Annotated in this window: 22 protein-coding genes; 6 read left to right on the top strand and 16 right to left on the bottom strand. The window is 64.4% G+C overall.

All coding sequences use genetic code 11. The annotated features are described in order from the left end of the window. Window positions 1-48: 48 nt before the first annotated feature. The 4 genes from ACYUME_RS15340 to ACYUME_RS15355 form a co-directional block, all read right to left on the bottom strand. Window positions 49-921 (bottom strand): alpha/beta fold hydrolase, encoded by an 873-nt coding sequence (locus tag ACYUME_RS15340; protein WP_460415562.1) that lies wholly within the window; start codon window positions 919-921, stop codon window positions 49-51. Between the two features lie 18 nt (window positions 922-939). Further along, window positions 940-1,560: a LysE family translocator gene (locus tag ACYUME_RS15345; protein WP_279883706.1), complete on the bottom strand. Its 621-nt coding sequence runs from the start codon at window positions 1,558-1,560 to the stop codon at window positions 940-942. 95 nt (window positions 1,561-1,655) lie between these two features. After that, window positions 1,656-1,859: a helix-turn-helix transcriptional regulator gene (locus ACYUME_RS15350; RefSeq protein ID WP_279883708.1), complete on the bottom strand. Its 204-nt coding sequence runs from the start codon at window positions 1,857-1,859 to the stop codon at window positions 1,656-1,658. Continuing rightward, entirely contained in the window at window positions 1,856-2,230 is a 375-nt protein-coding gene (locus tag ACYUME_RS15355; protein ID WP_279883710.1) for a hypothetical protein, read from the bottom strand. The genes ACYUME_RS15350 and ACYUME_RS15355 overlap by 4 nt, the downstream gene beginning before the upstream one ends. Window positions 2,231-2,361: 131 nt before the next feature. Between ACYUME_RS15355 and ACYUME_RS15360 the strand changes: the two genes are divergently transcribed. After that, the gene (locus ACYUME_RS15360) at window positions 2,362-2,841 is read left to right on the top strand and encodes a GNAT family N-acetyltransferase (protein WP_279883712.1); all 480 of its coding nucleotides are present in this window, start codon (window positions 2,362-2,364) and stop codon (window positions 2,839-2,841) included. On the opposite strand, the gene ACYUME_RS15365 is transcribed toward ACYUME_RS15360, so the two are convergent. After that, window positions 2,823-3,263 (bottom strand): general secretion pathway protein GspC, encoded by a 441-nt coding sequence (locus ACYUME_RS15365; protein ID WP_279883714.1) that lies wholly within the window; start codon window positions 3,261-3,263, stop codon window positions 2,823-2,825. The two genes, ACYUME_RS15360 and ACYUME_RS15365, sit on opposite strands and share 19 nt — an antisense overlap. A gap of 116 nt (window positions 3,264-3,379) precedes the next feature. On the opposite strand from ACYUME_RS15365, the gene ACYUME_RS15370 reads away from it, so the two are divergent. Together ACYUME_RS15370 and ACYUME_RS15375 are read left to right on the top strand one after the other, a co-directional pair. After that, entirely contained in the window at window positions 3,380-3,814 is a 435-nt protein-coding gene (locus ACYUME_RS15370; protein ID WP_460415565.1) for a GspH/FimT family pseudopilin, read from the top strand. Next, complete coding sequence (locus ACYUME_RS15375; RefSeq protein WP_279883717.1) at window positions 3,811-4,404, top strand: PulJ/GspJ family protein; 594 nt, start codon at window positions 3,811-3,813, stop codon at window positions 4,402-4,404. The genes ACYUME_RS15370 and ACYUME_RS15375 overlap by 4 nt, the downstream gene beginning before the upstream one ends. On the opposite strand, the gene ACYUME_RS15380 is transcribed toward ACYUME_RS15375, so the two are convergent. From ACYUME_RS15380 to ACYUME_RS15390, 3 genes are read right to left on the bottom strand one after another with little or no spacing between them, the layout of a single operon-like run. Beyond that, window positions 4,397-5,305: a FecR family protein gene (locus ACYUME_RS15380; protein WP_460415568.1), complete on the bottom strand. Its 909-nt coding sequence runs from the start codon at window positions 5,303-5,305 to the stop codon at window positions 4,397-4,399. The genes ACYUME_RS15375 and ACYUME_RS15380 overlap by 8 nt on opposite strands. Before the next feature lie 29 nt (window positions 5,306-5,334). Then, entirely contained in the window at window positions 5,335-5,877 is a 543-nt protein-coding gene (locus ACYUME_RS15385; protein WP_460415570.1) for an RNA polymerase sigma factor, read from the bottom strand. Continuing rightward, on the bottom strand, window positions 5,874-6,521 hold the full coding sequence (locus ACYUME_RS15390) for an STN domain-containing protein (RefSeq protein WP_460415572.1): 648 nt from the start codon (window positions 6,519-6,521) through the stop codon (window positions 5,874-5,876). The genes ACYUME_RS15385 and ACYUME_RS15390 overlap by 4 nt, the downstream gene beginning before the upstream one ends. Window positions 6,522-6,682: 161 nt before the next feature. Here ACYUME_RS15390 and ACYUME_RS15395 point away from each other — a divergent pair, with 161 nt between their 5' ends. After that, window positions 6,683-6,997: a hypothetical protein gene (locus ACYUME_RS15395; RefSeq protein WP_460415573.1), complete on the top strand. Its 315-nt coding sequence runs from the start codon at window positions 6,683-6,685 to the stop codon at window positions 6,995-6,997. A 98-nt stretch (window positions 6,998-7,095) separates the two neighbouring features. Beyond that, window positions 7,096-7,383: a hypothetical protein gene (locus ACYUME_RS15400; protein ID WP_279883722.1), complete on the top strand. Its 288-nt coding sequence runs from the start codon at window positions 7,096-7,098 to the stop codon at window positions 7,381-7,383. Window positions 7,384-7,408: 25 nt separating this feature from the next. On the opposite strand, the gene ACYUME_RS15405 is transcribed toward ACYUME_RS15400, so the two are convergent. Together ACYUME_RS15405 and ACYUME_RS15410 are read right to left on the bottom strand one after the other, a co-directional pair. Beyond that, complete coding sequence (locus tag ACYUME_RS15405; protein WP_279883723.1) at window positions 7,409-7,669, bottom strand: DUF1652 domain-containing protein; 261 nt, start codon at window positions 7,667-7,669, stop codon at window positions 7,409-7,411. Window positions 7,670-7,890: 221 nt separating this feature from the next. Then, window positions 7,891-8,796 carry a LysR family transcriptional regulator gene (locus tag ACYUME_RS15410; RefSeq protein WP_460415576.1) on the bottom strand — a complete coding sequence of 302 codons (906 nt, stop codon included), beginning with the start codon at window positions 8,794-8,796 and terminating at the stop codon, window positions 7,891-7,893. A gap of 422 nt (window positions 8,797-9,218) precedes the next feature. Here ACYUME_RS15410 and ACYUME_RS15415 point away from each other — a divergent pair, with 422 nt between their 5' ends. After that, entirely contained in the window at window positions 9,219-9,383 is a 165-nt protein-coding gene (locus ACYUME_RS15415) for a hypothetical protein (protein WP_460415577.1), read from the top strand. 206 nt (window positions 9,384-9,589) lie between these two features. Here ACYUME_RS15415 and ACYUME_RS15420 read toward each other — a convergent pair whose 3' ends face one another. From ACYUME_RS15420 to ureE, 6 genes are all read right to left on the bottom strand, one after another. Then, window positions 9,590-9,838, bottom strand: coding sequence for a hypothetical protein (locus tag ACYUME_RS15420; protein WP_279883727.1), 249 nt, complete (start codon window positions 9,836-9,838; stop codon window positions 9,590-9,592). 261 nt (window positions 9,839-10,099) lie between these two features. Further along, the gene (locus ACYUME_RS15425; protein WP_460415579.1) at window positions 10,100-10,273 is read right to left on the bottom strand and encodes a hypothetical protein; all 174 of its coding nucleotides are present in this window, start codon (window positions 10,271-10,273) and stop codon (window positions 10,100-10,102) included. Between the two features lie 197 nt (window positions 10,274-10,470). After that, entirely contained in the window at window positions 10,471-11,094 is a 624-nt protein-coding gene (ureG, locus tag ACYUME_RS15430) for an urease accessory protein UreG (RefSeq protein WP_460415581.1), read from the bottom strand. 11 nt (window positions 11,095-11,105) lie between these two features. Next, the gene (locus tag ACYUME_RS15435) at window positions 11,106-11,780 is read right to left on the bottom strand and encodes an urease accessory protein UreF (protein ID WP_279883733.1); all 675 of its coding nucleotides are present in this window, start codon (window positions 11,778-11,780) and stop codon (window positions 11,106-11,108) included. Continuing rightward, window positions 11,780-12,325, bottom strand: coding sequence for a HupE/UreJ family protein (locus ACYUME_RS15440; RefSeq protein WP_279883735.1), 546 nt, complete (start codon window positions 12,323-12,325; stop codon window positions 11,780-11,782). The genes ACYUME_RS15435 and ACYUME_RS15440 overlap by 1 nt, the downstream gene beginning before the upstream one ends. Window positions 12,326-12,347: 22 nt before the next feature. Next, window positions 12,348-12,827: an urease accessory protein UreE gene (gene ureE / locus ACYUME_RS15445; RefSeq protein WP_460415583.1), complete on the bottom strand. Its 480-nt coding sequence runs from the start codon at window positions 12,825-12,827 to the stop codon at window positions 12,348-12,350. Between the last annotated feature and the right edge of the window lie 39 nt (window positions 12,828-12,866).

Below are 12,866 nucleotides of genomic sequence, written 5' to 3' on the forward strand. Positions count from 1 at the left end.
TGATCGTCGCGAAATGGACAGCAGATCGACGCGAACTCGTCTGCTGCTTCAGCGCTGCAGGAATGCCAGCACCTGCTGCGCCGCGCCAGCCGGATCCTCCTGCATGAAACAGTGGCCGCCAGCCACCTGCCGCACGCTCACATGGCTGTTCAAACCGGCCAGGCGCCGCACCGAGCGGGGCACAAACGGGTATGTGCGTTCGCCATGCAGAATCTGCGTCGGTGTGCGGATCTGTGCCAGCTGTTGCCACATCCGCTCAGGGAACGAGCTGAAGATTTCCACCTCGCGGCTGGGCCTGCACTTGAGCACCACGCCTTCACCGCAGTCGCCGATGGCATGCTCCACGTAAGCCCGCAGCGCCTCGTCGCTCCAGCCCTTGAAGATGCCCCGGCCCTGCAGCGAGGCCAGCGCCGCCTCGCGATCGGGCCAGTGGCTGCGCCGGGTCGCGGCCTTGCGCGCCAGTGCGTGGCGGCGGTGCAGGCCGACCATAGCGGCGGCGCCCATCATCCCGATCATGGGCCGGCTGAACAACACCGGGTCCAGCAGTACGGCGCGCTCGAACAACTCAGGTTCAGCCGCCAGGATCAGGCCGCTCAGTACACCGCCGAAGCTGTGTCCCAGCGCCAGGCGCGGCACCTCGCCATATTCGCCACGCCCCGCCTGGAAGGCCTCCACGGCCAGCGCCGCGGTGCGGTTCCAGCCACGGAAGTCACCACCGTGATCACTGTCGCCATGGCCCTGGACATCGCTCAGCCACAGGTCGAAATGCTCGCCCAGGCGCATGAGCATCGGTTGATAGACCAGGCCGCAAAAACCATTGCCATGCAGGAAGTGCAACAACGGCCGGCCACTGGCTGGGGTCCGCCAACCGCGCAGGGTAAAGCCTTCGGCGCATTCATGGGACCAGGGAATCAACTCCATCGACTGCACTCATCGGCTCTAGGAAAATGCCGATTCTACAAACAGCAGCGGATACAGCGAAATCACCAGCAACACGGCCATCAGGACATTGAACAGCACCACCGCGCGCGGATTGCGCAACAGGTTGCGCAGCGCACTGCCGAACATCACCCAGACCCCGACGCTGGGCAGGTTGACCAAGGCGAACACCAGGGCGATGACCAAGACGTTGAAAGCGTAGCCCTGGGCCGGGGTATAGGTGGTGATCGCGCCCACCGCCATCACCCAGGCCTTTGGGTTGACCCATTGGAACGCCGCCGCGCCCCAGAAGCCCAAAGGCTTGCGACTGCCAACGGCATCGCCCGACATCGGCCCGGAGGTGGCGATCTTCCACGCCAGGTACAACAGATACGCCGCGCCCACGTAGCGCAGGATGCTGTACAGCGCAGGCCAGGCCTTGAACACCTCGCCCAGCCCCAAGCCCACCGCCAGCACCATCACCATGAAGCCGACGCTGATGCCCAAGGCGTGGGGAATGCTGCGTCGCACGCCGAAATTCACCCCGGATGCCAGCAGCATGGTGTTGTTAGGACCGGGCGTGATGGACGAAACGAAGGCAAACAGCACGAAGGCACTGAGCAGATCGAGCGAGGCAAGCATGGCGGCGGATCCATTTTCGGGTTGTCGTGTCGCCACACTAGCGGAGCCTGGTTGCCAGCGACCGGTACAGTTGATCTAAATTGCACAGATACACTCTACTGAACCGGTTCGTCTGGATCGAAGATCGCCTCGATCGCGCGCTCGAACACCCGGGCGATGGTGAATGCCAGCGGCAGGCTGGGGTCGTAGCGCCCCGTCTCGATGGCATTGACCGTCTGCCGCGACACCCCCAGGCGCTCGGCCAGCTCGGCCTGCGACCAGCCCATCTCGGCGCGCAGGGCGCGCATATGGTTGTTCATCGATAACGCCTTACGCCCACCCAGGTTCCCATCATCCACAGCAGGCCCATCAGCGGCCAGACCATAAACATCGACAGGCGCGGGAAGCCCGCCGTCTCCAGGAAACCATAGCTGAAGGTCAGCAATGCGGTGATGACGAACGCCAGGCCCAGGGCTTCGAGCTGGATCCGGCGCATCATCTCGTCCAGTTGGCGCAGCTGACCGATGCAAGCCCAGGCCATGACCAGCAAGGCCGGCACCGGCAGCAGCGCCAGAGCCACCTTGAGCACGCCCGTGGACATCGCCTGCAGGAAGTGGCTGCTGAGCAGCACGCAGGCGCAATAGGCGAGCATCGACGCGATGAACAGGTTGCGATAACGCTTGTGCAGCATGGTAACGACCTCCATGTAAAGGGTGCTTGACACTAGAGGCACTACCCTGCAATGTCAAGCATGCTTTACATATCGGCAAGCCAGGGGATTGCCGCTACCATCGCCTCCAGCCCAATCACAAGGAAGCCCCCATGAGTGTGACCATCCGCCCCGCAGTACGCAGCGACGCCGCACAGATCCTCGCCTTCGTCACCGAGCTGGCCGACTACGAACGCGCCCGTCATGAAGTGGTGGCGACCCTCGCCGATATCGAGCACAGCCTGTTCGATGAAGGCAGCACCGTGCATAGCCTGATCTGCGAGCGTGAGGGCCAGGCCATCGGCTTTGCCGTGTATTTCTACAGCTATTCCACCTGGCTCGGGCGCAACGGCATCTACCTCGAAGACCTGTACGTGAGCCCGCAACAACGCGGCGACGGCGCTGGGCGCAAGCTGCTGCGACATATCGCCCGGGAGGCACTGGAAAACGACTGCGGGCGCCTGGAGTGGAGCGTGCTGGACTGGAACGAGCCGGCCATCGGCTTCTACCGTTCGCTGGGCGCCGAGCCGCAGGACGAGTGGGTTCGCTATCGCCTCGATGGCGAGCGTCTGCGTCAGTTCGCCGAAGGCTGAGGCGCTTCACCCGGAAACGGCGTGCGTGCCAGCACCGGCACTTCCACGCGGCTACGCTGGCCGCCGCGCTCGATCAACAACCCGCTGGCCTCGATGGCGACCAGACGCACGCCCCGGGCCAGTTCCTCGCCATCACGCACCGCCCGGGCCGGGCCACCGTCGAGGCTGACGATGGCCACCGCGCCCTGGCTGCCGGCCATCACCCCGCTGACCTTGATGTCCACCTGCAGCGGGATGTTCGCGAACCAGCGACCCGCCGGGGTTTCTTCCGGCGCCTGGGCCACGCTCGGCTGCGCCACGGCCATCACCTGCGCCGGTTGCAGCAGCACGATGGCCCAGGTCGCCAGCCCGGCGAGCGCAAGCAGCGCGCCCGACGCCTGCAGCAGCGGGCCCAGGGCAAGATCGAAACGGGCGATGGGCATGTTCAGGGGCTCCTTGTGTACCTGCCAGCCAACATACCGGGTAATTCTCACGGTTTTGTTTCACATCGCGATCATCTTCGTCGGGCAAGCTGCCAGTCAGGACAAGGAGCAGCCCCGTGAACGGACAACGCGGTTTCACCCTGATCGAACTGATGGTGGTGCTGGTGATCGTGGGTATCGCCAGCGCCGCCATCAGCCTGAGCATCCGCCCCGACCCTGGCAAGCACCTGCGGGCCGATGGCGAGCGCCTGGCACTCATGCTGGAGTTGGCGCGCAGCGAGGCCCAGGCCGATGGCCAGCCCCTGCGCTGGCAAGTCGACCACGACGGCTACGGTTTCGTGCGCGCCGATGGCCGGCTGGTCGACGAAGGTCCGCTCAAGCACCGCCGCTGGCAGGCCGACACCGTCAAGGTCCAGGTCGAGCCCCGCGGGGCGGTATGGCTGGACGGCGAATGGATCGGCACCCCGCTGGCCGTGCGCCTGCGCAGCGGCCCGGTGCTGGTGCGCCTGGCCAGCGACGGCGCCGGGAAATTCCGGGTTAGCCAGCCATGAACCGGCAACGCGGCTTCACCCTGATCGAAGTGATGATCGCGATCCTGCTGATGGCGGTGGTCAGCCTGATCGCCTGGCGCGGGCTCGACAGCGTCAGCCGCGCCGACCGCCATGTACGCCAGGCCAGCGAAGCGCACCAGGCGGTGCTGCGGGTATTCCAGCAGTTGGAGCGCGACCTGGCCCTGCGCGCCACCGTGGAACTGCTGGAACCACCCCTGCCCGGTCGCGAGCCACCGGGCAAGCCGGCACTGCCAGCGATTCGTGCCCGCGCCGACCGCCTGGAACTGGTTCGTGCGGGAGCCATCCCCGGTAGCGGCCTGCAGCGGGTCCGCTGGTACGTGCGCGCAGGCACCCTGTATCGTGCCGCCGCGCCGCTGCGCGAGCGCTATCCACTACCGGCCCCCGAGATGGCCGTGGCCGTACTGGACAACGTGACGACTTTCAGCCTGCGCCGCTGGCAGCCCGACAAGGGCTGGCAAGGACCGGACAGCCAGGCGCACGACGCTCCCGCAGGTCTGGAGATACGTCTGGGCTGGCGTGGCAGTCAAGGTGAAGAGCGCTATCGTCAGGTGCTGGGGCCGTTCAACTGACCAGCACCACACCGCCTGGCAGCTCAAGGCAACGAGCGCCATAAGCGCTGCGGATCAGTTCGGCGGCCTGGGCCAGTTGCTCGAAACTGAACCGGGCCTGCACCCGGCGGCGCCCCAGTGACGGGTTGAGCAGAATCAGGCGTCCAGGGCGATAGCGATTGATCTCATCGATCACCTGGGCCAGTGGCGCATCGCGAAACACCAGCATGCGCTCTCGCCAGGACATCACCTGTCCAATATCGAATGCCGCCGGCGCGCTGACTCGCTGCGCGCCGTAACGCAGCTGAAGCCCGGCCGGCAGGTTCTCGACCTGCCCCAGAGCGGCGATGCGCAGTTCGCCGCTCAGGCAGGTGACGCACACCCCCTCGTCGTCTTCACGCACGTTGAACCGCGCCAGGTCGGCACTGATCAGCCCTTGCCCGGCACGTACCTGTACAGGCTGACGGGCCTGGACCTCGATCTCGCCCCCCAACAGCGCGATGCCGTGCCGCTCCCGGCTGACCTGGGTACGTACGTTCAGCTCCAGTTCGATGCCCGCCGCCAGCTCGACGCGGCGCTGTTCGCCCGCCTCGGTGGCGAATGCCACGGGGGGCGCGGCAAGATCCTCCAGCAGGCCGCCACGCCAGACCAGCAGCGCCGCCGAAGCCGCCACCGCGCCGCCCAGCAGGGCACGCCTGCCCAGCACAGGCATGGGCGCCACCTCACGGGCCTGACGCGCCGCTGGCCCCAACAGGTGCCAGAGCTGTCGAGCCTGGGCGAACGCCTCGGCATGGGCCGGGCTGCGCGCGCACCACTGTCGCAGGGCCTGAGCGTCGGCATGGGTGGCCTGACCGGAAGTCAGCCGCACGAGCCAGTCCTGGGCCTGGCGCTGCAAGTCGGGATCGGGCGAAATCTGAGGCATGGCATTCACATGAGAAAGTCGACTATTGATCAAGACGGTTTTCCCGCGCCCGGACCGAACCGCTGAAATACTTTTCTATCCAGGCGCTGCGCGCAATGCCCCAGCGCCGCCTTGAGCTCCTTCTCCACCGTGCGCGTGGAAATGCCGAAACGCTGGGAAATCTCCTGGTGCGAGGCCTCTTCCAGGCGTGCCGCAATGAAAATCCGTCGCCGCCGTGCCGGCAGCTCGTAAAGCGCGCCCAGCAGATTCTGGATTTCGCGCTGGCCACCGACGATACGTGCCGGATCCTGGTCTTCGGCGACCTGCAACAACGCCTCAATTTCGCCGCCGGTCAGCAACCGGGCGTCGGCCTCGCGGCGATCGGCGGCGACATTCAGGGCCATGCGGTACAGGTAGGCATCGGGCTTGCGCAGATCGTGCACCGCCTCCATGCGATCGACCCGCAGGTAGGTTTCCTGCAGCACATCGTTGGCCAGGTCATCCGAGCCGAGTCTGCGCCTCAGGCGCACCCGCAACGCGTCGTAGGACGTCAGAAACAGCCTGACCAGCGCACTGTCCCGAGGTTTGTTCATGCCGCCGCAGCTCCTTGCGAAAGTGGGCAATCCATAGGTACCGGGCGCAGCAGCAAAGTGATCGGCTGCGCCAAGGATGTCGGTGGCGCGCCCTCGAGGCGTACCGCATGCAAGCGTTCGATGACCGCGGCATCACGGGCGAAATCGCCGGTCGATGCCAGCAAGCGGCTCTGCGCGACCTGGCCACGGGCATCGATCCAGATCTGCAAGGCCGCCCGATAGCTGCCGGGGCGGGTCAATGCCGAGGTGCACAACGCGCGCTCGACCGCCATTTGCAACGCCTGCCCGTAACCTCCGGCAGACACGCCCGTCGCCGGGCTACGCCGCGTTGCGAGCGGAAAACGCAACGGCAACAGGGTGAAGCCACCGCTACCGCTGTAGCGGGCCAGTAGCCCGGTGCCCCGCAACAATCGCTGCAGGCCTTCGCGCGCGGTGTAGCGTCCTTGCACCAGGCTGGAACGCTGCCCGGTGAGCAAGGCCTGGTCCACCAGCACCGCCAGGCCACTCTGCCGGCCGAAGCTGTCCAGCGCCTGATCCAGCGGCTGTGCCGGGATTTCCAGGGTCAGCAGCGGTTGCGCGCGCAAGGACAGCGGCGCGACCAGCCACCCCAGCATCAGCATGCCGACCACAAGCAATGCACGCACGGATTGACTGGCCTCCTTGCTGGCCGCCGTCGCCGGGGAAACGTCATCCTGGGGCCAATGTATGACGCTGTGGTGACAGCCAGCGGCAACCAAAGCTTCACCCAGGGTCAAACCAGCCAGGGCTAGACTTGCCTCTGGATCCATCGCAAGGAGTACTCACCATGGGCCGACTGCCACTGGCGTTCCTGCCCCTGCTGCTGGGCTACGCCCTGCCGGTGCTTGCCGAGCGCAGCGAAGCCGGCCAGGGCTGCATTGACGTGCAGGTCGGTCAGTCGCGGGCACTGGCCTACGACTGTCTGACACAACAGCTGCAAGGCAGCGATCCGAAAGCAGCCAAAGGCCTGCGCGAGCAGCTCGATCCAGCGCGACAACTGCAACGCAAGGCCCCGAACCAGATGGGCCTGGCGACACCTGCGGCGACGTCGACGCGCATGGGCAACAGCTTCGGCAGTTCGGTTGTGCCACAAAGGCCGTGACAAGATGATCTGCGCGTCATCGGACTGAAATAATTTGAACGCTTACGCGCTTTAGGCTTCCAACGAGAGATACTCCGTCCTTTCGTCAGGAGCCCGCCATGAAGATGTCCTGCCGCGCGCCCTGCGCCCGCCTCGAGCTGGACTTCATTCGTGACACCCTGTTCGGTTCGGTGGCGCAGCGCGCCGAGTGCCAGGTTCAGCTGGCTGCCCTTAGCCTGCAAGGTCGCCCTGCCCTGCGCCTGCACATCGAACCGCCGCTGCCCGCCAAGGTGGAGCGTGCCCATAGTGTTGCCTTCGTCTGGGAGGGACGCAGCTATCGAGGCGTGGTCCGCGAACACGTCAGATGCGGTGATGGCGGAATCAATCTGTTGCTGGAGCTGCAGTGAGCAGCGCCGACCAAACCTGCGGCATTCAGGCGATGGCCTTGAACTCAAGTGTCTGGCTGTGCCGCTGCGCCTTGATGCGCGTCACCAGCTCCAGCAGGTCATGACAGTTCTTGAGACTGGCGACGGGCACCCCGGTAACGGTGAGGCAGTCGTCCAGGCTCTCGCCCCGGCCCAGGCGAATGGTAAGGTTTTCGCCATCCGGGCAACTGACCTCGCAACGGTCAGGCAAGCAGGCTTGCTCGATCATCTGGCGCATTTCAAGCATCGAAACACCGATCAACGACATGGTACGACCCTCGCACTACTGGGTGGCCTGCTGTGTGATTACGCCGTGCAAGGGCGCAATGCCAATTGATATTGCCCATGCCCTGGCAACAGGCCATTCGCCAAAGCAATGACAGCACCCCCGATCCCCTGGCGCCTTGATGGAAGAGCCCGGCGCGACCTGAATCGTTCGACAGTCCCTGGCCTCGGGGCGACGAATGGACGGCCACCGGCAAGCCAAGGTCAAAAGCTCACCAGTTGCTCTCGGCAGAATTCGACGAACAGCTGCGCCGGCTTGGTCAGTTGCACCCGCTTCAGGTGGGCTGCCGCCAACCCCGACAGTGCCACCGGTTCGCTGATGTCGACGGTCACCAGGCGCTGCCCATCATAGGTGAATTCCGAAAATGGCCGGGTGACCAGCAGCGAGAAACCGAATCCCTGGCCCACCATGCCCCGGACCATCTCGATGGACGGCGAGCTGAACACGATGTTCGGAGTCAGCCCCAGTTCGTTGAACAGGCTGACGAAGTACGTGCGGCTGGGCGCCACGTCGAGCAGGATCATCGGCTCTGGGCACAGGTCGCGCAGCGACACCTGGGCCTGGCTGGCGAAACGGTGCTTCTCTGGAAGCAGCACATAGGGTTTCTGCGCGGGCATCAACGGTTCGGTCTCGATGGTGCCATCGAGGTCATGATCGTAGAGGAACACCAGGTCGAAGGTGCCGGCGGTCAGGCCCTGGATCAGGTCCTGCTGTTCGCCGTCGCGCAGGCGGATGTCCACGCCCGGGTAGCGCTCGCGAAAACCGGCGATCAGTCGCGGCAGGTACAGTGGCGCCACGGTCTCGAAGCAGCCGATGTCGATCTGCCCGGCCACGGTGTCGTTGTCGGCCAGGGCATTCTGCTCGAACTCGTGGGCCATCTGCAGCAACGCGCGGGTCTTGGCGTAGAAGCGCTTGCCGCTGGGCGTCAGTGATACGCCCTGAGCGTGGTGGCGGATGAACAACTGCACTCCGAAGCTTTCTTCCAGGCTCTTGATCGCCGTGGAGATCGATGGCTGGGCGATGTACAGCTGGCGTGAAGCCTCGGCGACACTGCCGGCTTCCACGGTGGTGACGAAGTACTTGAGTTGACGCAAGGTATAGGAAGCCACAGGCACCTCTCTGGCGCATATCGCAACGCCCTGGGATCGTGCTGTCACTTTACCTTGATGCCGAGGCGTTCGGGCCTTCGCGAGACTGATGATTTACCTATGGCTTGAGCATATTTTCACAAGGGTACCGCCCAGCTCGCACGCCTGCGTTGATCGACGGTCGCGGACTGACGCGCAGAACGGTGTTTCGAAGACATTTGGGTGATCGCCACTCACGTCACCTGGGGCTTCATGACCATGCCTCTTGGCGCCTCTGCAAGAAAACCGTGCATGGAAGCTGCTCCATGCACGGCGATAGGCACAAGGTCAGTCGCTCTGACCTGCATTAACAACTATCAATCGAAATCCCAGGCTGGCTGGCAAAGACCAGTCGAAGTCATATAGGTGCCAGGCGCGCAGGACAGTGAAGGTGGAGTCGAGGCATGGACGATCTGGAAAGTGCCTGCGGTGGTCAGCAGTACGATCAAGGCAATTTTCTTCATTATGGTTTCCTTGCGTGGTTCATTCGGTTTCAACTGCAGCTGGCGAAAAGTCCTACTGTTCGATCCGTCAGCCAGAACGACTTTACCTGCAACCCAAACCGATGATCCTTAGGCAAACCCTTGTGCCAAACCCTGAAAATTGAACCTGTCGTGTAAGAGACTGTTTGCAATCTCAGTCGATGCGCCATTTCTCCCAATGCCAGTTTCGCTGACTTCCATGCCGCCGTTACCCACTCACTGACAGCAGCGCCGCCAGTGCTCGTGCCTCGCACGGTTGGATTTCAGTCAAGCGCATGCCCTGCGCACAGTGCTCAATCGAAGTCGAAAGAGGGCTGGCAGTGCCCAACCGACGTGGCGAACGTACCGGGCGGGCAGTCGAACGGAGCCACCCCGCCATAGTGGCCAACCCCGGCCAATCGCGTGCTTTGCCCGACCCCGGCGTCGACCTGGGCGAACGGCGAAACGGTATCGACGGCAGGCTCGAATGTGTGCTCATTGCCAAGCACGAACTGGGCTGGAGCTGCAGCAGCCAGCACCGAAAAGAATGCAATCCATTTCATGTAAGTTTCCTTGAGTGATGTTGTGGACTCGCTGCCGCAGGCAAGCCGCGGCGGCCAGCCAGACTTTAGCCGTCGAGGGAATCATTCACCTCGACAAAAAGCCCCATGCATCACCTGGAAACACTCTCCCGTGTCGCCAGCACCTTGCGCAAAGCAGGCTGACGCGGGCAATCATGCAGACTCTGCTGATTCCAGACGAACAGAAGCCCGTTCATGACGGCAATGGTGTTCGCCATGAACGGGCTTGGACTGCGGATTGGATTACTCGAAGTCGATGTTGGCGGGCACGCAATCGTCACCGATTTTTTTCGTGCCCTCGGGGCAGGTCAACCATGGGGACTTGAGGGAAAGACTGGACAGTTTGGCGGCCTCCATGTTCGCAGCCTGGACCATGCCGGTGGTTGCCAAAAGAGCGACGAGTGCGATCAATTTCATACGGATTCCCTTGAGTGAGGTTTGGGTCTACATGTACGCCAGGCGAGTGGTCTGGACACCAGGCCCGCGGCAACCCGACGGACTTTATCGTCGAGCCTGGCCATAAGCTGTAGCCCGCAACCACCGCAACGGTAAGAAGTCGCGCTGTGACTTGTAAGAACGCCGTCAAGACGATGGCATGTCACACCAACGCCCGTTCAGCTGCGCGCCCCCAACATGCCCCTCTCGACGATGAAGTCAATGACCGCCTGCAGCCCGTCGCCCTTCTTCAGGTTGCTGAAGGTCCACGGTCGCTCCGGGCGCATTCTGCGAGTGTCCCGCTCCATCACTTCCAGCGAAGCCCCGACGTAGGGGGCCAGGTCTGTCTTGTTGATCACCAGGAAATCCGACTTGGTGATGCCGGGCCCACCTTTGCGCGGGATCTTTTCGCCCTCCGCCACATCGATCACGTAGATGGTCAGATCCGCCAGTTCCGGACTGAAGGTCGCGCTGAGATTATCACCACCGCTTTCGACGAAGATCACCTCGAGATTACCGAACTTACGTGCCAGCTCCTCCACGGCGGCCAGATTCATCGAAGCGTCTTCGCGAATGGCCGTGTGCGGGCAGCCGCCGGTCTCGACGCCAACGATGCGCTCCGGCGCCAGGGCACCGGCCTCGGTGAGAATACGCTGGTCTTCCTTGGTGTAGATGTCGTTGGTCACCACTGCGATCTGGTAGTGATCGCGCATGGCCTTGCACAGGGCTTCGAGCAGCGCGGTCTTGCCAGAACCGACCGGGCCTCCGACGCCGACACGCAGGGGTTGCTGATAATTTTGCATCGAGGCAGTCCTCAGGAACGGAACAAACGGGTGTATTGGGTTTCGTGGCGCGACGAGGCAATGGCCAGCAGCGGCAGGCCGCCACCGAGCTGGTCGTCGTCGAGCGTCAGGGCATGGTCAAGCACGGAGGGCAGCTCCTCGCCCAGGTCGCGCAGCAAGGTCTGGGCGGCCTGCTGGCCGAACGGCACCAGCTTCACCCCCGCCATTACCGCCCCTTCCAACCAGGCAAAACCGTGGCCCAGGGCGAGCTGGCGCAGTGGGATCGACCAGTGCGCCGCGAGCCAGGCCATGCCACCCAGTTGGCTGAGTTCGAGGCTGGCACGCCAGGCCGGGGCCTGCCCCACCTGCCAACCATCGAGCAAACGGGCCAGGGCGCTGCCGCGCTGGCGCTCCTCCAGACGCAGCTCGGCGGTCTCGCGATTGGCCAGCAAGAACCTGCTCCAATGCGCGAAGGCATCGGCATCGCCCACCTGGCACGCCCGGTAGAGGCGCGCCAGCAACGGCCAGTCGAGATGACCGAGGGTGTCGTGCAACTGCTCGCGCTGCCAGGCTGCGAAACCCTTGGCGTCCCTCACCCAGCCGGCTTCCACGGCCCACTCCAGGCCTTGCGAGTAGGTAAATCCGCCCACGGGCAGGCCGGGGCTGACCAGTTGCAGCAGGCGCAGCAGCGCCAGGTCGCTGCTCATCAGCCGGCCAGCACCAGCGCGGCACCGGCCAGCAGGCCACCGCCGAAGGCTTTCTGCAGGCCGGCATGGCGGCGCAGCAGGCACCCGACGCCGAAACCCACGGCCAGCAGCAACCCGCTGACCGTGACGAAGCCTGCGCTGAACAGCCAGAACGCGCTGGGCGTGGCCTCCACGCCGTGGGCCCAGCCATGGAACAGGGCGAACACCGGCATGACCAGCGACAGCAGCAGCTGGCGACCCGGCAGCAACATGGCGGCGGCAGCCACCAGCAGGCTGCCGAGAATCATCTGTTCCATGCCGACCACACCGCCGAACAGGTGGCCGCACACAGCCCCAGCGAACATCGCCGCCAAAGTCGCCAGCGGCAAGGCCAGATTGCGTCCGGTCAGGGCGGCGAGCACGCCGGTGCCGAGCAGCATCAGTAGATGGTCGAGCCCTGTCAGCGGGTGCAGCAGGCCATCCTGCAACGGGTTGGCATCATGGCCGGGGTGGGCGAAGGCCGGCAAGGCCACCATCAGCAGTACCAGAGCGAAAGTCTTTTTCATCGAAGGCTCCAAAGGGGTGAGGTCAGGAATGGGCGGGCAGGCGCACGAACGGATGGCCGTGACCGTGGGAATGGGATGCGCTCTGGTAGGCGCCAGCTTCGGGCTCGAACGGTGCCTGTTCGGTGATCGCCTCCAGCCCCAGGCCGCGCAGCATGTCGTCGAGCACGTGGTCGTGCTGGTAGCGCAGCAAGCCCGGCTCGATCTGCAACGGCACATGGCGATTGCCCAGGTGATAGGCGGCACGGGCCAACAGATGTGGATCGGCGCAACGCACCGTCGACACGGCCTCGGGGGCGGCCAGCACGCGGATCACCTGCTCGCCTTCGGCATCGGCGAGCAGCTCACCACCGCGCAGCAGGTGGCCACGCTCGAGCATCAATCCGGCCTCGCGACCATCGTCCAGGGTGACGCGCAGCCGGCTCTTGATTCGGCTGTCGACGTCGAGGGTGACGTTGCCGGTCACCTTGCTGGCATCGGTGACCCTGCGGTTAAGTACGATCATGTTTACTCCTTTCAAACGAACCAGGTCTCGTTGACTCGA

The sequence above is a fragment of the Pseudomonas sp. microsymbiont 2 genome (assembly GCF_054788395.1).